Source organism: Nonomuraea sp. NPDC050786 (genome assembly GCF_040654115.1).
GTDB lineage: Bacteria > Actinomycetota > Actinomycetes > Streptosporangiales > Streptosporangiaceae > Nonomuraea.
Genome location: NZ_JBFAHJ010000009.1, coordinates 172223 through 190546 on the forward strand (window position 1 = coordinate 172223; position 18324 = coordinate 190546).

General features: G+C 71.8%; 17 protein-coding genes. 7 read left to right on the forward strand and 10 right to left on the reverse strand.

The window, feature by feature from the left end:
* Positions 1-8 precede the first annotated feature (8 nt).
* The 5 genes from AB0H84_RS19535 to AB0H84_RS19555 form a co-directional block, all read right to left on the reverse strand.
* Positions 9-827 (reverse strand): carbohydrate ABC transporter permease, encoded by an 819-nt coding sequence (locus tag AB0H84_RS19535; RefSeq protein ID WP_344994459.1) that lies wholly within the window; start codon positions 825-827, stop codon positions 9-11.
* Positions 827-1741 carry a sugar ABC transporter permease gene (locus AB0H84_RS19540; protein WP_357605524.1) on the reverse strand — a complete coding sequence of 305 codons (915 nt, stop codon included), beginning with the start codon at positions 1739-1741 and terminating at the stop codon, positions 827-829. The genes AB0H84_RS19535 and AB0H84_RS19540 overlap by 1 nt, the downstream gene beginning before the upstream one ends.
* On the reverse strand, positions 1738-2775 hold the full coding sequence (locus AB0H84_RS19545) for a LacI family DNA-binding transcriptional regulator (protein ID WP_357605527.1): 1038 nt from the start codon (positions 2773-2775) through the stop codon (positions 1738-1740). The genes AB0H84_RS19540 and AB0H84_RS19545 overlap by 4 nt, the downstream gene beginning before the upstream one ends.
* Positions 2776-2951: 176 nt before the next feature.
* Entirely contained in the window at positions 2952-3455 is a 504-nt protein-coding gene (locus AB0H84_RS19550; protein WP_357605530.1) for a hypothetical protein, read from the reverse strand.
* A gap of 77 nt (positions 3456-3532) precedes the next feature.
* Positions 3533-4777 (reverse strand): MFS transporter, encoded by a 1245-nt coding sequence (locus AB0H84_RS19555; RefSeq protein ID WP_357605533.1) that lies wholly within the window; start codon positions 4775-4777, stop codon positions 3533-3535.
* Between the two features lie 23 nt (positions 4778-4800).
* On the opposite strand from AB0H84_RS19555, the gene AB0H84_RS19560 reads away from it, so the two are divergent.
* The 3 genes from AB0H84_RS19560 (at position 4801) to mihF (ending at position 7000) form a co-directional block, all read left to right on the forward strand.
* Positions 4801-6090 (forward strand): ROK family protein, encoded by a 1290-nt coding sequence (locus tag AB0H84_RS19560; RefSeq protein ID WP_357605536.1) that lies wholly within the window; start codon positions 4801-4803, stop codon positions 6088-6090.
* Between the two features lie 96 nt (positions 6091-6186).
* Positions 6187-6591 (forward strand): heme-binding protein, encoded by a 405-nt coding sequence (locus AB0H84_RS19565; protein WP_357605538.1) that lies wholly within the window; start codon positions 6187-6189, stop codon positions 6589-6591.
* A gap of 103 nt (positions 6592-6694) precedes the next feature.
* Positions 6695-7000 (forward strand): integration host factor, actinobacterial type, encoded by a 306-nt coding sequence (mihF, locus tag AB0H84_RS19570; RefSeq protein ID WP_043641121.1) that lies wholly within the window; start codon positions 6695-6697, stop codon positions 6998-7000.
* Between the two features lie 84 nt (positions 7001-7084).
* Here mihF and AB0H84_RS19575 read toward each other — a convergent pair whose 3' ends face one another.
* Complete coding sequence (locus AB0H84_RS19575; RefSeq protein ID WP_357605541.1) at positions 7085-7732, reverse strand: response regulator transcription factor; 648 nt, start codon at positions 7730-7732, stop codon at positions 7085-7087.
* The gene (locus AB0H84_RS19580; protein WP_357605545.1) at positions 7723-8958 is read right to left on the reverse strand and encodes a sensor domain-containing protein; all 1236 of its coding nucleotides are present in this window, start codon (positions 8956-8958) and stop codon (positions 7723-7725) included. Before AB0H84_RS19580 ends, AB0H84_RS19575 begins: the two co-directional genes overlap by 10 nt.
* A 195-nt stretch (positions 8959-9153) precedes the next feature.
* Between AB0H84_RS19580 and AB0H84_RS19585 the strand changes: the two genes are divergently transcribed.
* Genes AB0H84_RS19585 through AB0H84_RS19595 form a run of 3 tightly spaced genes read left to right on the forward strand, consistent with a single transcriptional unit; the run spans position 9154 to position 13516 of the window.
* Complete coding sequence (locus AB0H84_RS19585) at positions 9154-10431, forward strand: acyltransferase (RefSeq protein WP_357605548.1); 1278 nt, start codon at positions 9154-9156, stop codon at positions 10429-10431.
* Positions 10432-10478: 47 nt separating this feature from the next.
* On the forward strand, positions 10479-11012 hold the full coding sequence (locus AB0H84_RS19590) for an N-acetyltransferase family protein (RefSeq protein WP_357605551.1): 534 nt from the start codon (positions 10479-10481) through the stop codon (positions 11010-11012).
* Positions 11009-13516: a DUF3516 domain-containing protein gene (locus AB0H84_RS19595; RefSeq protein WP_357605856.1), complete on the forward strand. Its 2508-nt coding sequence runs from the start codon at positions 11009-11011 to the stop codon at positions 13514-13516. Before AB0H84_RS19590 ends, AB0H84_RS19595 begins: the two co-directional genes overlap by 4 nt.
* A 182-nt stretch (positions 13517-13698) precedes the next feature.
* Here AB0H84_RS19595 and AB0H84_RS19600 read toward each other — a convergent pair whose 3' ends face one another.
* Positions 13699-14262, reverse strand: a complete 564-nt coding sequence (locus AB0H84_RS19600; RefSeq protein WP_357605554.1) for a hypothetical protein — start codon at positions 14260-14262, stop codon at positions 13699-13701.
* Positions 14263-14270: 8 nt separating this feature from the next.
* On the opposite strand from AB0H84_RS19600, the gene AB0H84_RS19605 reads away from it, so the two are divergent.
* A complete protein-coding gene (locus AB0H84_RS19605) occupies positions 14271-14774 on the forward strand; it encodes a DUF2087 domain-containing protein (protein WP_357605557.1) in 504 nt (167 codons plus the stop codon).
* On the opposite strand, the gene AB0H84_RS19610 is transcribed toward AB0H84_RS19605, so the two are convergent.
* Together AB0H84_RS19610 and AB0H84_RS19615 are read right to left on the reverse strand one after the other, a co-directional pair.
* The gene (locus tag AB0H84_RS19610; protein WP_357605858.1) at positions 14771-16363 is read right to left on the reverse strand and encodes a beta-N-acetylhexosaminidase; all 1593 of its coding nucleotides are present in this window, start codon (positions 16361-16363) and stop codon (positions 14771-14773) included. The genes AB0H84_RS19605 and AB0H84_RS19610 overlap by 4 nt on opposite strands.
* Positions 16364-16380: 17 nt before the next feature.
* Positions 16381-18318 (reverse strand): NPCBM/NEW2 domain-containing protein, encoded by a 1938-nt coding sequence (locus AB0H84_RS19615; protein WP_357605560.1) that lies wholly within the window; start codon positions 18316-18318, stop codon positions 16381-16383.
* Positions 18319-18324 lie beyond the last annotated feature (6 nt).

Here is an 18324-nt window from a genome sequence, read left to right on the forward strand (position 1 = left end):
TGAGCCTCCTAGCCCTTGACGGCGCCGGCCATCAGGCCGGACTTCAGTCGCCGCTGAATGATTGCGAAGAAGATCAGGCTCGGGATCGTCGCCATGAGCGACGCCGCGGCCAGCGGGCCGAGCCTGGCCACCCCCTCGGGGCCGGTGAACCTCACCAGCGTGAGCGGGAGCGTCATGACATCCGGGTTCTGCAGGATGACGAGCGCGAACATGAACTCGTTCCACGACGAGATGAACGAGAACAGCAGCGTGGCCACCACGCCGGGCGCGAGCAGCGGCGCCACCACGCTCGCGATCGAGCGCAGCCGGGTCGCGCCGTCCACGGCCGCGGCCTCCTCCAGCTCGCGCGGCACCGCGCGCACGTACCCCTGCAGCATCCACAGCGCGAACGGCAGCGTGAACGTCACGTGCACCAGCACGAGCCCGGGCAGCGTGTTCACCAGCGCCAGGTCACGCATGATCATGAAGAGCGGGATGATGATCAGGATGAACGGGAACACCTGGCTGACCAGCACCCACCCGATGGCGATCTTGTTGAGCAGGCCGCGGTAGCGCGCCATGGCGTAGGCGGCGGGCAGCGAGACCAGCACCGTGAGCACGCTGCTGAACAGCGCCACGACCAGGCTGCGCAGCGCCGCGCCGACCAGGTCCTGCTCGCCGAAGGCGTCGGCGAAGTTGGCCAGCGTGGGGTCGCGCGGGATCCAGGTGGGGTCGGCCATGGCCATCTCCCGCGGCGTCTTCAGCGCCGTCGACAGCAGCCAGACCAGCGGGAAGGCCAGGAAGACGATGTACGCGACCAGCGCCGCGTACTGCGGGACCCGCCTCATCACTTGGCCTCCCTCATCTGGCGCCACAGGTACAGTCCGAGCACGGCCAGCACGACGATCGCCATGGCGAGGCCGAGCATCGAGGCGTAACCGGCCATCCGGTACCTGAACGCCTCCTCGTACGCGAACAGCATCGGCAGCCGCGTCTGCCCGCCCGGCCCGCCCTGGGTGAGCACGTAGACGAGGCCGAACTGGTTGATGTTCCACACGAAGTCGAGCGAGGTGATCGCCACGATCACCGGCCTGAGCTGCGGCAGCGTGATGTTCCAGAACCGCCGCCAGCGGGTCGCGCCGTCCACCTCTCCCGCCTCGTAGAGCTCCTTCGGGACGCCCTGCAGGCCGGCCAGCAGGACCACCGTGGTCTGCGGCATGCCGGTCCAGACGCCGACCACGATGATCGCGGGCAGCGCGAGCGAGAAGTCGGCCAGCCAGTTGACGTCCGTGCCCAGCAGGTCGTTCAGGATGCCCGCGTCGGGGTGGTAGACGAGCTTCCACATCAGGCCGATGACCACGGGCGGCATCGCCCACGGCACCACCGCCAGCACCCTGGCCACGCTCCTGAAGCGCAGGTTCTGGTTGAGCAGCAGCGCCAGGCCGAGCGCGGCCAGGAACTGCAGCACGGTCACGGAGACGCTCCAGATCGCGCCGATCTTGAACGAGGACCAGAACTCGTCGTCGGTCAGGAGCCTGCCGAAGTTCTCCAGGCCGACGAAGCTCGTCTCGTGGACCCGGCTGTTACGGGCGTCGGTGAACGCCAGCGCGATGCCGTACAGCAGCGGTCCCACGCTGAACAGCGCCACCGGCACCAGGGCCGGCAGCATGAGCAGCCACATCTCGCGCGTCTGGCGCGAGACCCGGCGCCGGGCGCGCCGCGTCCCACGCGGCGGCGCCGGTCTCGTCACGGTCGCCGTCACGCTCTCTCCCTTTCGTCTGTCGTCTCCGCCGGCTCCCCGGCGGTGGAGGCGCGGATCACGAGGCGGGGCGGGACGGTGACCAGCCTGGGCTCGCGATCGCCGCCCTGCAGCCGTTCGAGCAGCAGCTCGGCGGCGGCCTTGCCGCGCTCGGCGGAGCCGAGCGAGACGCTGGTCAGCGCGGGCCAGGAGGCGGCGGCCAGGTCGGTGTCGTCCATGCCGACCACCGCCACGTCGTCCGGCACCCGGCGCCCCGCGGCCCGCAGCACGTCGAGCGCGCCCAGCGCGATCAGGTCGTTCGCGCACAGCAGCGCGTCCACGTCGGGGACCCTGGCGAGCAGCTCCGCCACCGCGCGGCCCCCTTCCGCGCGGTAGAAGTCGCCGATCTGCACGAGGTCCTCGTCGTAGGGCACGCCCAGGTCCCGCAGCGCCTCACGGTAGGCCTCCCCGCGGGAGGCGCCGGGGACGGTGTCCAGCGGGCCGTTGACCATGGCGATCCTGCGGCGGCCGAGCGAGTAGAGGTGATCGACCGCCAGCCGGACGCCGGTCCGCGAGTCCGCCCGTACGTTGTCCACGCGGGTGCCCTCGGGCACCGAGCCGATGATCACGACGGGCGCCCTGGCGGCGGCGAGCATCTCGAGGTGGGCCTCGGTGACCCGCAGCGGGCTCATGATCAGCCCGTCCACGTACCGCTCCCCCAGGCTGTGCAGCACGTCGATCTCGTCGGCCACGACGGCGTCGGTGGAGTGCAGCACGAGCCGGTACCCGGCGGCCTTCAGCACGGGCTGGATCTGGCGGAGCATCGCCAGGTAGGCGGGGTTGCCGACGTCGGCCATGGCGAAGGCGACCTGGTGGGTGCGGCGCGACTTGAGCGACCTGGCCACGGCGTTGCGCACGTAGCCGAGCTCGTCGGCGGCGGCCATCACCTTGCGCACGGTCTCCTGCCTGGTCGGCAGGCCGTTCAGCACCCGCGAGACGGAGGCGATCGAGACACCGGCGCGCTCGGCGATCGTGGTGATCGTCGGTCCGTCGGCCACGGCTGTCCCTTCCCTGAAGTGTAAACGTTTACGATCAACTGCCGTAAACGTTTACTGCGTGTGGGACATGAAACCTGGATGTAACTTGCAGGTCAAGTCACGATCCCGCAACGCGACCTGCGCCTGCCCCACCGGCGAGCGCGCGGCAGGGCAGGCGAGGCGGTGCGTCACACGGCTCAGCCGGTGTTCGTGAGAGCGAGCGTGCCGTCGCTCTGGACGGTCAGGCTCTTGCGACCGCCGCCGGTGTTGCTGCCCGGCACGGGGACGCTGTTCTGGTAGCTGTTCGTGGTGCTGTATCTGACGAGGTCGCTGGTATTCCAGTAGTCCTGGAAGACCCAGTAGCGCGCGGTGCCGCCCCAGCTGATGCGGATGCTCTTGCCCATCTCACCGTCGTTGCCGACCCAGGGCACCCACATGGAGCCCGCCCAGCGGCCGTTGGCCGCGACCGCGATCGAGGTCTTGTCCTCTCCCTTGTAGATGCTCACCTGCGTGGACCTCTTGTTGAGGATTTCCCTGATGTCCGTGACCTCCGCCGCCCGGTGATCGAGGGCGCCCAGGGCCGGCGACAGCGGGCGCTCGTACGGGGGCGTGACGGCGCCGGCGGGGCGGGCCGCGGTGAGCGCGCCGCCCACCGAGAGCGCCGCCACGGAGACGGCGAGAATGCGGTGAGAGACTCCCATGCACATCCCTTTCTTCGAGGGGGAACTTCGCACTGAGAGTAATCGAGCAACCACATAGCGTTGAAGGCCGATTGTTGTCACTCGCGGACGGGGGCGGGGGCGGGTGCGGGGTGGTCGCCCACGTCGGCGGCGGTGGCCGGGAGGCGGGTCAGGGAGCGGATCGCGGGGGTGCCGGCGAGGCTCACGACGGCGGCCAGGACCGCGGGGATGATCAGGGCGATCGGGAGCGAGGACGCCTCCGCCACGTATCCGAGCACCGCGGGCCCCAGGAGGAGGCCGCTGTAGCCGAAGGCCGTCACCATGGCCAGCGCGCGCCCCACCCGCCCGCCGGCGGCGCCGACCGCGCTGAACAGGACCGGGATCACCGTGGCCAGGCCCATGCCGGCCAGGGCCCAGCCGGTCCAGGCGCAGACGACCCGCAGCGCGCCGGCCGCGGGTGACACCAGCACCAGGACGTAGCCGGCCGTGGCGAGGAGGCCGGCGAGCTGGATGGTGCGCACCGAGCCGAGGCGGGCCCTGATCGGGTCCCCGAGCAGGCGGATGGTGGTCATGGCCACCGAGAAGATCGTGTACGCGAGCGGCGCCATCGCGGGATCCGTCAGCAGCACCGAACGCGCGTGCAGCGCGGCCCAGTCGATGGCCGCGCCCTCGCTCAGGTGGCCGGCGAACGCGGCCAGGCCGAGGAGCGCGATGAGCCCCCAGCCCAGCGACGAGCCCCGCGTGGCGCCCGCTTCCGTGGAGGAGGCGTGCGCGGGCGGGTCGGGCAGCAGCAGGCGCGCCGCGGGGACGTACAGGAAGGGCACCACCAGCGCCGCCACGATCAGCAGCCACTGGGGGTCCACCCCGGCCTTGAGCATGAGCGAGGTCAGCCCGCCGCCGGCCGCGCCGCCCAGGCTCCACGTGCCGTGGAAGGCCGAGATGATCGGGCGGCCGTAGCGGCGCTCGACCTCGACGGAGTGGGCGTTCATCCCGACCTCGGTCACCCCCAGCCCGATCCCGAACAGCACCGCCAGCACCACCAGCACCCAGTACGAGGGCGCCAGCGCGGGCCCGAGCAGCACCAGCCCGGAGAAGGGACCGCCGATCCAGCACACCCGGCGGCTCGACCACCTGTCGACCAGGGGCCCGGCCACCAGCATCGACACCAGCGCGCCGCCGGAGATCAGCAGCAGGACGCTGCCCAGCCTGGCGAAGCCGAGGTCGAGCCGGTCGTTCAGGGACGGGAGCCCGGCGGCCCACAGACCCATGACGAATCCGGCGAGGAAGAAGAAGCCGAACACTCCGATACGAGCACGTCTGGCATCAAGGGGGATTTTGTTCACGGCTAGAGCATAAACTGTGGAGCGTGATCGGTGCTACGACGAGTGGTGAGCTTCGCGCGCACAACCGGGTACGACTGCTGCGCGCCGTACATGACTGCGGGGCCACCCGCACCAGGTCGCAGCTGACCCGCGACCTCAGCCTCGCGAGGGGGACGGCCTCGGTGCTGGTCGCCGGCCTGGCCGAGGACGAGCTGCTGCACGAGGAGCCCGCGCGGGAGCACGCCAGGGGACGCCCGACGCAGGTGCCGGGGCCGCACCCGCGCGGGCCGCTCGCGCTGGCCGTGGACGTGCGGGAGGACGCCTGGGAGCTGGCGGCCTGCGAGCTGGGCGGCCGGACGACGGTTCTGGGCCTGGAGCCGCACGACGGCACCCCCGAGGGCGCCCTTGGGTCCCTGGGCGACGCCATCGCGACCCACCGGCGCCGCCTCGGGCACCGGGTGATCGGCGTCGGGGTGGCCCTGGCGGGCCCGGTCCGGCACGGCGGCCTGGTCGACATCGCCCACCTGGGCTGGCGCTCGGTCGACGTGCCGCAGCTGCTCGGCCCGGATGTGGAGAGGCCGATCGTGGGGCTGGTCGGGGGGCCGGTCGTGGGACCCATCGTGGGGCCGATCGTGGGGCCGATCGTGGGGAACGACACCGCGTTCGCGGCGCTGGCGGAGGCGCGGCGCGGGCGGCTGCGGGGCGTGCGGGTGGGGCTGCACCTGCACGTGGACTTCGACCTCGGCGGCGTGCTGGTGGTCGAGGGCCGGCCGCTGGGCGGGGCGAGCGGCATGGGCGCCGAGTTCGGCCACATGCCGCTCACGGGCGGCGACCGCCTCTGCCCGTGCGGCGCGATCGGCTGCTGGGGCATGGACGTCGGCGCGAACGCCCTCCTCCGCCACGTCGGCCTCGCCTACGGCGGCGGCAGGGGGCGGGCCCAGGCCGAGCAGGTGCTGGCCACCAGCGAGGAGGCGGTCGCGGCCAACGCGCGAGCGCTCGGACGCGGCGTCGCGGCCCTCGTGAACGCCCACGACCCCGAGGTGGTGACCCTCTCGGGCCACGGCGTGGAGCTGTACGAACGGGCCGGGCAGGCGCTGCTGGACAGCTGCGGGCCCGGCCTCATGGCGATCCGCCGCGACCACCCGCCGACGATCGAGGGCTCGCCGCTGGGCTGGCGGGGTGCGCTGCTGGGCGCGATGGAGTCGGTCTTCGACGCCTTCCTCACCCCGGAGGGCCTCGAAAAGTGGCGGGAAAACCACCCTGACCAGGGTCGCGACACGCCCGAGCGGCAGAATGTGACGCATTCCACGCTGAAGGGGGCGAAGCCGCTGTAGCCCGTACGCGCTCCGCCCATGCTAGCGATCTTGCCGTGCCCGGCCAAGGGGTTGTACGCATGAGGAGGGAACCCGAGGAACCTGGGGGCGGCAGGCGTGCATCTGGAACTCGCGCTCCGCATGACCGAGGCGGCCGTCAGGCAGGCGCTCCGCGAAGGCGTGGCGATCTCCGTGGCGGTCGTGGACGAGGGCGGACATCTGGTGTCTTTCCAGCGTATGGAGGGTGCGGGCATCGCGGGGCCGGTGCTCGCGCGGGGCAAGGCGTACACCTCGGTGGCCCTGCGCGGCTCCACCGCGGAGCTGGCCGCGCGGACGGCTCCGGGGGGTGACCTGCACGGCCTGCCCCGGGAGGGGTTCGTGTGCGTCGGAGGAGGCGTCCCGCTCTGGGCGGACCACGGCGAGGGGTGGCGCGTGGCGGGCGGCATCGGGGTCAGCGGGGGCACGGTCACACAGGACGTCGCGTGCGCGGAAGCGGCCGCCGAGGTGTGGCGGACACGGTGAGAGGACGCTTTCCGCAACACGAACCGCTGGTATCCGCCATGATTAGCCACTGCACCACGGGTAACAGAACCCGAACGTAAAACTCCCCGAGGAGAGAACTGAGATGGCACTTCCCACTCTCACCCCCGAGCAGCGTCAAGCGGCTCTTGCCAAGGCGGCCGAGGCCCGCGCCGCCCGCACCGCTCTGCTCGCCAAGGTCAAGGCCGGCGAGCTGACGTTCGCTCAGCTGCTGGAGCGCGACGACGACATCGCCAAGAAGATCAAGGTCTCCCAGGCGCTCCGCGCCGTCAAGGGCGTCGGTCCGGCCAAGGCCACCGCGCTGATGGAGGAGGCGGGCGTCGACGAGAAGCGCCGTCTCGGCGGCCTGGGCGCCCAGCAGCGCAAGAAGCTGGTCGACGCGCTCGGCTAGATCCCCCCGAGCGGCCAGGTCCGCGCGCGGCGCCGCGCGGACCGGCCAGCCCCCAGCCCCCGCAGGAGACCAGGCCGCAAGAGGTCAGGAACGCAGATAGGTGAGTACGGCGAGCACCCGGCGGTGCTGGTCGCTGTCCTCCGCGTAGAGGCCGAGCTTGTTGAAGATGCTCCGGATGTGCTTCTCCACGGCTCCGTCGCTGATCACGAGCTGCCGCCCGATGGCCGGATTGGACTTCCCCTCGGCCATGAGCCCGAGCACCTCCCGCTCCCGCGGCGTCAGCTGCGCCAACGGGTCGTCCTTGCGCCTGCGCACCATCAACTGGGACACCACCTGCGGATCGAACACGGTGCCGCCCGCGGCCACCCGCCGCAGGCCCTCGAGGAACTCGTCCACGTCGACGACCCGGTCCTTCAGGAGGTAGCCCACCGCGCCCCGGGCGTCGGCGAGCAGGTCCTCGGCGTAGGAGACCTCGACATACTGCGAGAGGATCAGCACGGGCGCCCCTGGCACCCTGCGGCGCGCCTCCACGGCCGCCTTGAGCCCCTCGTCGGTGAACGACGGCGGCATGCGCACGTCGACCACCGACACGTCCGGCTTGTGCTCGGCGATCGCCGCCACGAGCGCGTCGCCGTCACCGACGGTCGCGACCACCTCGAAGCCGAACTCCTCCAGCAGCCTGACCAGGCCCGCCCTGATCAAAACCGCGTCATCGGCCACGACTACCCGCACGGCACCTCCGCCACGATCAACGTCGGCCCGCCATCCGGCGACTGCACCTCGAGCTCCCCGTCAACGGCGCGGAGCCGGTCGGCCAGGCCGGCGAGACCGTGTCCCTTGGCGACGTGCGCGCCGCCGACCCCATCATCCCCGATCGTGAGGACGAGAGCGTTGCCGATGCGGACGAGCTGGATGGTGCACGTGGTGGCGCGGCTGTGTTTGGCCACGTTGGTGAGGGTCTCGGCGCAGACGAAGTAGATCGCGTTCTCCACCGCGGCCTGGTAGCGCTCGACGGTCTGCACGTCGAGGTCGACGGGGACCGTGCAGCGCCCGGCCAGGGCGGCGAGCGCGGGCGCGAGGCCGCGGTCGGACAGGATGGGCGGCGCGATGCCGCGCGAGAGCGCGCGCAGCTCGTCGAGCGTCTCGCGGGTGGCGGTGATGGCCGACTTGATCGTTTCCTGCGCGGCGTCGGGGTCCTTGGCCAGCTGCCGCTGGGCCCTGGACAGCTCCATGGCGAGGGAGACCAGCCGCTGCTGCGGCCCGTCGTGGATGTCGCGCTCCAGCTTGCGCAGGGCGTTGGCCTCGGCGGAGACGGCCGCGGCCCGGCCCTCGGCCAGGTCGTCGATGCGCTCCTGCAGCTCGGCCACGCCGGTCAGCAGCGCCCGGCCCAGCCCGGCCCGCAGCAGCGCCGCGCCGCGCGTCGCGAACGGCAGGATCAGCGTGAAGACGAGGCCGAGAGAGACGTAGAAGATCGAGTTGACGGCGTAGCCGTCGCCCAGGCCGAGCAGCTGGGGCAGCTCCTCGTTGCCCGGGATGCGCGAGGTGATGATGCCGTACAGCGGGTACGTCAGGCCGGCGATCGGGATCGCCCAGAACACCACCGTGAGCACGAACGACGCGATGGCGAACGGCAGGTTGACGATCCCGTGCAGCAGGTCCAGCCAGGACTGCCCGCTGGTCAGCGGGTTGACCAGCCGGCGGAAGCGGCCCGCGCCGAGCGGGGCGGGCTTGTAGCGGGGCCGTACGGGCGGCCGCTTGAGCACGTCGGACAGCCAGCCGCGCTCCGCGTCGGCAAAGCCCCGTGCCGCCACCAGCGTGCCCGCCAGCAGCGGCAGGCCCACCCATACGACCGTGGTGCCCGCGCCGGCCGCGAAGCCGGCCAGCATGATCGCGAAGCCGATGACGGCCGTGGGGAAGCCGACCAACGTGTAACGGGTGTCCAGTAAGACACGCCTCATCCTGGAGCGCATGGCATCACGGTATGGCCTTCGACCGACATGGACGAGCGGGTGCACAGGTGTGTGGGGGTAGGGCCAGCCCTACCGTCCGGGGTGACGTGATCTCGACCGGAAGACGGCGGAGAGCGGCAATGTGCGCGGAGGCCCGCGACGGGAGTCTTGAGCCATCACCTCCCAGCGAAATCGAGGCTCCCCATGACCGTCCTGCTGGACCGCCCCCTCGCCCCGGTCGAACAGCGACCGCGCCGCACGGCGGGCGCGCGCGCAGCCGTGCGGGACCCCTTCATCGACCTGCTGCGGGTCTTCGGCATGGCGCTGATCGTGTTCCAGCACTGGACGATCCCCGTGCTGACCTACGACGACGGCCGGCTGACCACGGGCAACGCGCTGTCGACGCCGGGTGTGTGGGTGGTGACGTGGCTCAGCCAGGTCATGCCGCTGGTGTTCTTCGCGGGCGGCGCGGCGAACGCGATCAGCTTCGGCCGCTCGGGCGGCAGCCCGCAGCGGTGGCTGGCGGCCCGGCTGCGCCGGCTGGCCTGGCCGCTGCTGCCGCTGGCCGCGGTGTGGATCCCGCTCCCCCACGTGCTGCTCACGCTGGGCGTGCCCGAGCAGCCGCTGGAGGTGGGCGCGCGGCTGACCGGCCAGCTCCTGTGGTTCCTCGCCGTCTACCTGATCGCCGTCACGGCCACCCCGCTCGCGCTGCGCCTGCACGAGAGGTATGGCCTGCTGGTCCCCGCGTCGCTGGCGGCGGGGGCGGTGCTGACGGACGTGGTGCGCTTCTCGACCGGTTCGGACGCCGTGGGCTACCTGAACATCGTGTTCGTCTGGATGGCGATCCACCAGCTGGGCCTCTTCTACGCCGAGGGGCGGCTGCGTCACTCGTGGGCGCTGGCCTTGAGCGGGTTCGGCGCGGCGGCGCTGCTGGTGGCGTACGGCCCGTACCCGGGCAGCATGATCGGCCTGCCGGGCGCCGAGGTGTCGAACATGGCCCCGCCCACCCTCGCCATGCTGGCCGTCGGGATCGGGCAGGTCGGCCTGGCCGCGCTGCTGCGGCCGTGGCTGGTGCGGCTGCCCACGCGGCGCCTGCTGGACTGGGCGGGCCCGCGCATCATGACCGTGTACCTGTGGCACATGCCCGCCCTGTTCGCGGTCACCGGCGTGGTGGTGGTCCTGCTGGGCATCGACACGCCGCGGCCGGGCAGCGCGTTCTGGCTGGCGGGGTGGCCGGTCTGGTTCGGGCTGCTATGTCTGGTCATGTGGCCGCTGCTGAAGGGGTTCGCCCGGTTCGAGGCGCCGCCCGCGCTGCCGTACGGGCGGGCCGGGTGGGGCGGCACGCTGGCCGCGGTCGCCCTGGTCGGCGGCGGGGTGCTGACGCTCACGGTCGGCGGGTTCGCGCCCGGCGGCGGGCCGTTCCTCGCGGTGCTCGCGCTGCTGGGCGGGCTGCTGATGACGGCTCCCCGGTCACGGGCGTGAGGATCCGGAAACACCCCTGTCACCGGCCCTCGGGGAGAATGTGCGCCATGACGAACCTCCGTGACGTTGCCGAGGCCGATCTGCCGGCCGTCGCCGACATCTACGCCCACTATGTGACCGGCAGCGTGGCCACGTTCGACGAGACGCCGCCCGGGCTGGACGCGTGGCGGGCCAAGGCGGACGGCATCGTGGGCGCGGGGCTGCCGTTCCTGGTGGCCGAGGTGGACGGCGCGGTCGCCGGGTACGCCTACGTCTCCCAGTACCGCCCCAAGCCCGCCTACCGGCACACGGTCGAGGACTCCATCTACCTGGCGCCCGGCCTCACGGGACGGGGGCTCGGCAAGCTGCTGCTCGGCGAGCTGATCAGGAGGGCCGCTGAGACGCCCGCCCGCCAGATGATCGCGGTGATCGCCGACTTCGGCGACCCGGCCTCGGCGCGGCTGCACAAGGGGTTCGGGTTCGAGGAGGCCGGACGGCTGCGGGCGGTGGGGTTCAAGCACGGGCGCTGGGTCGACACGGTGCTGCTCCAGCTCGCTCTTGACCAGAACGGCTCGACCACCCGGCAAACTTCGGCAGGATAGAGGGCGTGAGCCTTCTCGTTGACCGCCTGCCCGAAGACATCGACGCCGAGCCCGACGCCATCTTCGACGCGTTCGTCCAGTGGAACTCCGAGCGGGGGCTCACCCTCTATCCCGCTCAGGAGGAGGCGCTCATCGAGGTCGTCTCCGGCAGCAATCTGATCCTGGCCACGCCGACGGGTTCGGGCAAGTCGCTGGTGGCCGCGGGAGCCCACTTCACGGCGCTGACCCGCGACCAGCGCACCTTCTACACCGCGCCGATCAAGGCGCTGGTGTCGGAGAAGTTCTTCGACCTGTGCGCCGTCTTCGGCACCGAGAACGTCGGCATGATGACCGGCGACGCCAGCGTCAACCCGGGTGCGCCGATCATCTGCTGCACCGCCGAGATCCTGGCCAACGTGGCCCTGCGCGACGGCGCCGGGGCCGACATCGGCCAGGTCGTCATGGACGAGTTCCACTTCTACGCCGAGCCCGACCGCGGCTGGGCGTGGCAGGTGCCGATCCTGGAGCTGCCCAACGTGCAGTTCATCCTGATGTCGGCCACGCTCGGCGACGTGTCGATGTTCGAGCGCGACCTGACCAGGCGCACCGGGCGGCCGACCGCCGTGGTCAAGCACGCCGAGCGGCCGGTGCCGCTGGTCTATTCGTACCGGATGACGCCGCTGCACGAGACGCTGGAGGAGATGCTCAAGACCGGGCAGGCGCCGGTCTACGTCGTGCACTTCACGCAGGCGGCGGCGATGGAGCGGGCCCAGGCCCTGATGTCCATCAACATGGCGACGAAGGCCGAGAAGGAGGCCATCGCCGCGATGATCGGGGGGTTCCGCTTCACCACCCGGTTCGGGCGGGCGCTGTCGCGGCTCGTGCGCCACGGCATCGGCGTCCACCACGCCGGAATGCTGCCGAAGTACCGGCGCCTGGTGGAGCGGCTGGCCCAGGCGGGCCTGCTGAAGGTCATCTGCGGCACCGACACCCTCGGCGTCGGCGTCAACGTGCCGATCAGGACGGTGCTGTTCACGGCGCTGTCCAAGTACGACGGCAACAAGGTGCGCCGCCTGCGCGCCCGCGAGTTCCACCAGATCGCCGGCCGGGCGGGCCGGGCCGGGTTCGACACCATCGGCTACGTCGCCTGCCAGGCCCCCGAGCACGACATCGAGAACGCCAAGGCCCTCGCCAAGATCGGCGACGACCCCAAGCGGCGGCGCGGCTACGCGCGCAAGAAGCCGCCGGAGGGCTTCGTGGGCTGGAGCGAGGAGACGTTCCAGAAGCTCCAGGAGGCCGAGCCGGAGCCGCTCAACTCGCGCTTCAAGGTCAGCAACGCCATGCTGCTCGCGGTGATCAACCGGCCGGGCGACTGCTTCCAGGCGATGAAGCACCTGCTGACCGACAACCACGAGGACCGCAAGTGGCAGCGGCGGCACATCAGCCAGGCCATCGCGATCTACCGGTCACTGCTGGCGGGCGGCATCGTCGAGCAGTTCGCCGAGCCCGACGAGCAGGGCCGGCGGGCCAGGCTGACGATCGAGCTGCAGGAGGACTTCGCGCTCAACCAGGCGCTGTCCACGTTCGCGCTGGCCGCGTTCGACCTGCTCGACCGCGAGTCGCCGTCGTACGCGCTGGACATCGTCTCGATCGTGGAGTCGATCCTCGACGACCCGCGCCAGATCCTGTCGGCGCAGCTGAAGAAGGCGCGCGGCGAGGCCGTCGCGCAGATGAAGGCCGACGGCATCGAGTACGAAGAGCGCATGGAGCAGCTGGCCGAGGTCATGTACCCGATGCCGCTGGAGGACCTGCTGCTCGGGGCCTACGAGACCTACCGGCGCGGCCACCCGTGGGTGGGCGACTACACGGTCAGCCCCAAGTCCGTGATCCGCGACATGTACGAACGGGCCATGACCTTCGGCGAGTACATCCAGTTCTACGAGCTGGCCAGGTCCGAGGGCACGGTGCTGCGTTACCTGGCAGACGCCTACCGCACGCTGTCGCGCACGGTGCCCGAGCACCTCAAGACCGAGGACCTCGTCGATCTGATCGAGTGGCTCGGCGAGCTGGTCCGCCAGGTCGACTCCTCGCTCATCGACGAGTGGGAGAAGCTCACCAACCCGGCCGAGGCGCTGGAGCAGAAGGACCAGCTGGAGACCAAGGTGCGCCCGGTCACGGCCAACCCGCGGGCCTTCCGCGTGCTGGTGCGCAACGCGATGTTCCGGCTGGTCGAGCTCTGCGCCATCGAGAAGGAGGACGAGCTGGAGGAGCTCGCCCCCGACGTCGACTGGGGCGCGGCGCTGGACGCGTACTACGCCGACCACGAGGAGATCGGCACCGACGCCGACGCGCGCGGGCCCGCGCTGCTGCGGATCGAGGAGGAGAGCGGGCTCTGGAAGGTCCGGCAGACGATCAAGGATCCGGCCGGGGACGGCGACTGGGGCATCGACGCCCAGGTCGACCTGGCGGGGTCCGACGAGGAGGGCCGCGCCGTGCTGCACGTGATCGGGCTCAACCGGCTCTGAGGCGCCGCGCCGGGGGCGCTGGGGCTGCCCCCGAAGCCCAATGCAACCCCAGAAAAGCGACAAGCCGTGTGCCGGAACGGACTGGCAAGGGCGCCCCGGCACAGGCCTGTCGATCCAGTGTCGTCCGGATTCCGTCGGGGTCATGTCATGATCGTGTCCCGAGATCGAGACATTTCCCGCGATCAGCAATCGGCGATGGTGCAGACTTTCGCGAGCATGCGGCCGGTGTCCTTGGTCTGCTGCTTGAAGTCGCTCTTGGCGGGCTTGCCCCACTCGCCCGACACCGTGTAGAGGATCAGGGCGTTGGCGCGGCGGGTCACGATGGCCCGCTCGCCGCCGACGCCGACCTTCTTGCCCTGGTATGCCTGGCCGGTGACCTTCAGCGCCTGGTCACCGAGGTCCGCGGGGACGGCGGAGTAGCGGTAGCCGGATCTGGAGCAGGAGCGCGCGGCGGCTGCGAGGTCACGCAGGGCCTTGCCCGCGGCCGCGGGCGAGGCGTAGAGGATCACCTGCTCCGCCTTGGAGTAGTCGGGGACCGCGGTGTAGGTGAGCGTCCTGGCCTGCGTGCGGCCGCTCTGGCCGAGCTTGGCCTGCTGGCACGGGTTCACGACGAGGTCGGCGCTCTTCTTGCCGCTGGTCGCCCAGTTCGTCTCCGGGTTCTTGTCCTTGGTGGCGGCGGCCTTCTCGTACAGCAGGAAGTTGCCGGGGATGGCGACGGCGACCGCGAGTAACAGCGCTGGGAACATGGGACAAAATGGTAGGGGTGAACGACGAAGAGATCAGGCGCGTCCTCGGGCTCCTCTATCAGGAAGAGACGTTACGGGCCTTCGCCTCCCTGGTGCTCGGCGACACCGACGGCGTGCCGCCCAAGGCGCTGCGGAAGCTGGCGGCCGGCGGTCTGGCGGCGTGTGACGAGAGCGGCAAGTGGCAGGCCACGCCCGAGCGCTTCCGCGAGCTGCTCCGGGCGCGGGCCGAGCCGGCCGAGGAGCTGAGCGCCGAGGAGCGGGTGCTGCGCACATTCCTGGTGGACGGGCGGCTGACGACCATGGGGATGCGGCGCGACAAGCGGCTGGTGGTGCTGCGCTACATCGCCACGGTCTTCGAGCCCGGCGTGCGCTACCCGGAGAAGGACGTGAACGTGGCCCTGCGGGCCTTCCACGACGACTACGCGGCGCTGCGCCGCTACCTCGTGGACGAGGGGCTGCTGTCCAGGGAGGGCAACGTCTACTGGCGCAGCGGCGGTCACGTGGAGGTCTAGCGGGACCTCAGGTTGCTGGTCCAGGCGTCGAGCTTCGCCTGCCAGCCCTCCGGGTCCTCGGGGCGTCCCGGCACGCCCGGCCGGGTCTGCCAGGGCAGCGGCCCCTCCGCGCGCCGGTACTCCACGCCGAGCGCGTCCAGCCGGGGCAGGTGCGCCGCCAGCCGGGCCAGGAAGTCGTCCAGGTCCCGTTCGGGTGAGCTCCACACCGTCTCGGCGAAGGCCGCCAGCCGGGGGAAGGCCATGTAGTCCGCGTGCCGGCTGGAGTCGATCAGCTCCGTCCAGAGGCCGCACTGCGCGCCCAGCACGTGGGCGGCGGCGGGTTCGCCGCGCAGCTCGGCCGGCACCGGCTCGAAGGCGTAGACGTCCTCCAGCTTGAGCACCGGCCCGAACGGCACCGGCTCCGCCTCCCCCGGCCCCTGCCGGTAGTCCAGGTAGAGGCTCGTGTTCGAGCAGTTGATCACGTCGTGGCCGCTCCGGGCGGCGGCCACCGCGCCGAGCTCGCCGCGCCACGACGCGACCACCGCGCCGGGGGCCAGGCCGCCCTCCAGGATCTCGTCCCAGCCGACCAGCCGGCGCCCGCGTGCCGTCAGGTAGGCGTCGAACTGGTGGATGAACCAGCTCTGCAGCTCCTCCTCGTCCCGCAGCCCAAGCTCGGCGATGCGCCGCTGCGCCGCCGGGCTGGCCTGCCACTGGTCCTTGCGGCACTCGTCCCCGCCGAGCACGATGTACGGGCTGGGGAAGAGCTCGAGCACCTCGTCGAGCACGTCCTGGAAGAACTTGATCGTGCTGTCTTCGACGTTGAGCACGTTCTGGCCGACGCCCCAGGTCGTGCGGACCTCCAGCGGCGTGTCCAGGTTGCCGAGCTCCGGGTAGGCGGCGATGGCGGCCTGCGTGTGCCCCGGCAGGTCGATCTCGGGGACGACCGTGACGTGCCGGGCCGCGGCGTACGCGACGATCTCCCTGATGTCGTCCTGGGTGTAGTAGCCGCCGTGCGGGCGGCCGTCCATGGCGCCGTTCCAGCCGGTCTGGCTCTCCTTGCGCCACGCGCCGGCCTCGGTGAGCCTCGGGTGGCGGCGGATCTCGATCCGCCAGCCCTGGTCGTCGGTGAGGTGCAGGTGCAGGACGTTCAGCTTGTGCAGGGCGATCAGGTCGATGAAGCGAAGCACGTCCCGCTTGGGCATGAAGTGCCGGGCGACGTCGAGGAGGCAGCCGCGCCACCCGAACCTCGGCGCGTCCTCGACGTACGCGCCGGGCACCTCGAACGGCCCACGCGCGGCCTTCCTGAGCGCGGCGGGCGGCAGGAGCTGTCTGAACGTCTGCGCCCCGTGGAACGCGCCGGCGGGGCCGCCCGCGACGATCTCCACCGTGGCGCCGACGGTCAGCCGGTACGCCTCCGGCGGCAGGTCGCCGAGGGCCAGGGTGATCGTTCCCGAGCCTCCTGGCAGCAGCTGGCCTCCGGTGACGGGGGCGAGCTCGCCGCGCAGCCAGGCGGCCACCTCGCCGAGCGCCGGGTCGGCGACGAGCGAGGTCTCGCGGTCGAGGACGAACGCACCCGGCCTGGGCTCGTGCTTGACGGGCTTGGGAACGATCAACAACGGCGAACTCCTTACTGACAGGTGATGGCGGCGTCGGCGAAGTCGGCGTGGTCGGAGGTCGCGTTGTCGCCTCCGTTGGTCGCGACCAGCCGGACGTATCCGGCGCCCTCGACGGACGCGGTGACCTTGCGGGCGGGCATGGCGCCGGTGAGCACGCCCGAGTGGGCGACCCGGCCGCCGTCGGCCCAGACCTCGAAGTCGGCCGAGCCCGCCGGGCCGACCTCGTCGTCGATCCCGGCCTGGAACTCCACGCTCGAGCAGCGCCCGGCGGTGTAGAACTCGATCTCGGCGGGCGCGTGGGCGCCGAGGCCCTTGGCGTACGTGACGCCCTCGATGGTGATCGGCCTGCCGTCGCCGGCCGCCTTGTCACCGTTGCTGGTGTCCTTCTCGACCGGGCCGAAGTAGTTCTTGGCGCTGGTCCAGGCCACGTCGCTGAGGTAGGTCCGGCCGGGGCCAGGCGCCGTCGCGACGGTGACGACGGCCACGGCGCTCTGCGTGCCCTGCGTGAAGGTGAGCTCGTAGGTCCCCGGTGCGGCGCCCGCGGGCGGGGTGACGGCCCACTTCACGGTGAGCGTCTCGCCGCCGTCCAGCTTGCCGGCCCTGGCGGGCGTCCGCGCGGCGACCTGCCACCCGTCCGGCACGCGCGCCGCGACCTCGACGTCACGCAGGCGCGCGGTGGCCCCGGTGTTGGTGACCCTGGTCAGGATCTCGCCGCTCCTGCCCGGTTCGAGCACCGAGGGCCGGTCGTCGCCGAGGAACTTCGGCGGGTCGGCCTCGAACGTCACCAGCGGCGGCGCCTGCTCGCGGCTCTCGGCGACCCGGTAGAGCAGGGCCGCGTGCGCGGGGACCTGCGCCGCCAGCTCGCCCTTCGACGAGGCGACCGCGCCGCTCCACAGCTCCTCGACCCGGTAACGCGAGGAGCCGAGGCGGGTGGAGATGGTGGCCGCGCGGTCGCTCTCGTTGAAGAGCGCGACGGCCCGGTCGCCGCCCGCTAGCGGCTTGGCCAGCACGTGGTACCAGCCGTCGGTCTTCACGAACGTGCCGTGCGCGCCCAGCGGGTCCTGGTCGATTGCGACGACCTTGGGGTCGGCCACGATCGCGGGCGGCGCGGCGGCCGGGTCGGCCTGCAGGATCAGCGGGGCGGCGCCCATCGCCCAGAGCGTGAACTGGGTGCGGTACTCGGTCTCGGTCATCCCGCCGCGCCCGGCCTGGATCAGGTCGGGGTCGGCCCAGCTGCCCGCGCCCGCGTACTCGGCCCTGAGCTGGTTGGTCTCCCAGATGTCCGCCATGTTCGGGTAGGCGTCGGGGATGGGGCGGTTGTAGACGTTCGTGCGCCAGGTGGTGGCGCCCGCGCTCTTGCCCCAGAGCCACGGCACGGTGCTGCCGTCCTCGTTGTTCATGGCGAACACGACGTCGGCGCCGAGGGCCTGGCGCATGCGCGGGTAGAGGGCCTGGGCGATCTGCTGCACGTTCTGGCCGGGGAAGTCGGCCGTCGGGACGTTGCACCAGTCGTACTTGACGTAGTCGACGCCCCAGCCCTTGAGCTGCTCGGCGTCGGCGGCCTCGCTCCTGTACGAGCCGGGGCCGCCGCCGGAGCACGCCTTGGTGCCCGCCGACAGGCTGAGGCCCAGCTTCATGCCCTTGCCGTGCAGGTAGTCGGCGAGGGCCGGCACGCCGCCGGGGAAGCGGGTGGCGTCCGGGGCGAGAGCGCCGCCCGCGCGCTGGGGGGCCAGCCAGCAGTCGTCGATGATCACATACCGGTAGCCGAGCGGGACGAGGGGCACGAGGGCGTCGGCGGCCTTGCGGACCGACGCCTCCGACACCGAGCAGCCGAGCGAGCGGCTGCTCCAGCCCATCGGCGGGCCCGAGGCGGCTTCGGCGGCGCCGGCTAACGGCACGAACGGCATGGCGAGGAGGGCCGCCGCGGCGGCGGCCGTGAGGATGCGCATGGGAGG

Excerpts from the sequence above, each read along its gene's own strand:
- AB0H84_RS19600 (WP_357605554.1), bottom strand. The coding sequence starts at position 14,262 with ATGTTCCCAGCGCTGTTACTCGCGGTCGCCGTCGCCATCCCCGGCAAC.
- AB0H84_RS19590 (WP_357605551.1), top strand. The coding sequence starts at position 10,479 with ATGACGAACCTCCGTGACGTTGCCGAGGCCGATCTGCCGGCCGTCGCC.
- AB0H84_RS19535 (WP_344994459.1), bottom strand. The coding sequence starts at position 827 with ATGAGGCGGGTCCCGCAGTACGCGGCGCTGGTCGCGTACATCGTCTTC.
- AB0H84_RS19615 (WP_357605560.1), bottom strand. The coding sequence starts at position 18,318 with ATGCGCATCCTCACGGCCGCCGCCGCGGCGGCCCTCCTCGCCATGCCG.
- AB0H84_RS19580 (WP_357605545.1), bottom strand. The coding sequence starts at position 8,958 with ATGAGGCGTGTCTTACTGGACACCCGTTACACGTTGGTCGGCTTCCCC.
- AB0H84_RS19550 (WP_357605530.1), bottom strand. The coding sequence starts at position 3,455 with ATGGGAGTCTCTCACCGCATTCTCGCCGTCTCCGTGGCGGCGCTCTCG.
- AB0H84_RS19605 (WP_357605557.1), top strand. The coding sequence starts at position 14,271 with ATGGTAGGGGTGAACGACGAAGAGATCAGGCGCGTCCTCGGGCTCCTC.
- AB0H84_RS19585 (WP_357605548.1), top strand. The coding sequence starts at position 9,154 with ATGACCGTCCTGCTGGACCGCCCCCTCGCCCCGGTCGAACAGCGACCG.
- mihF (WP_043641121.1), top strand. The coding sequence starts at position 6,695 with ATGGCACTTCCCACTCTCACCCCCGAGCAGCGTCAAGCGGCTCTTGCC.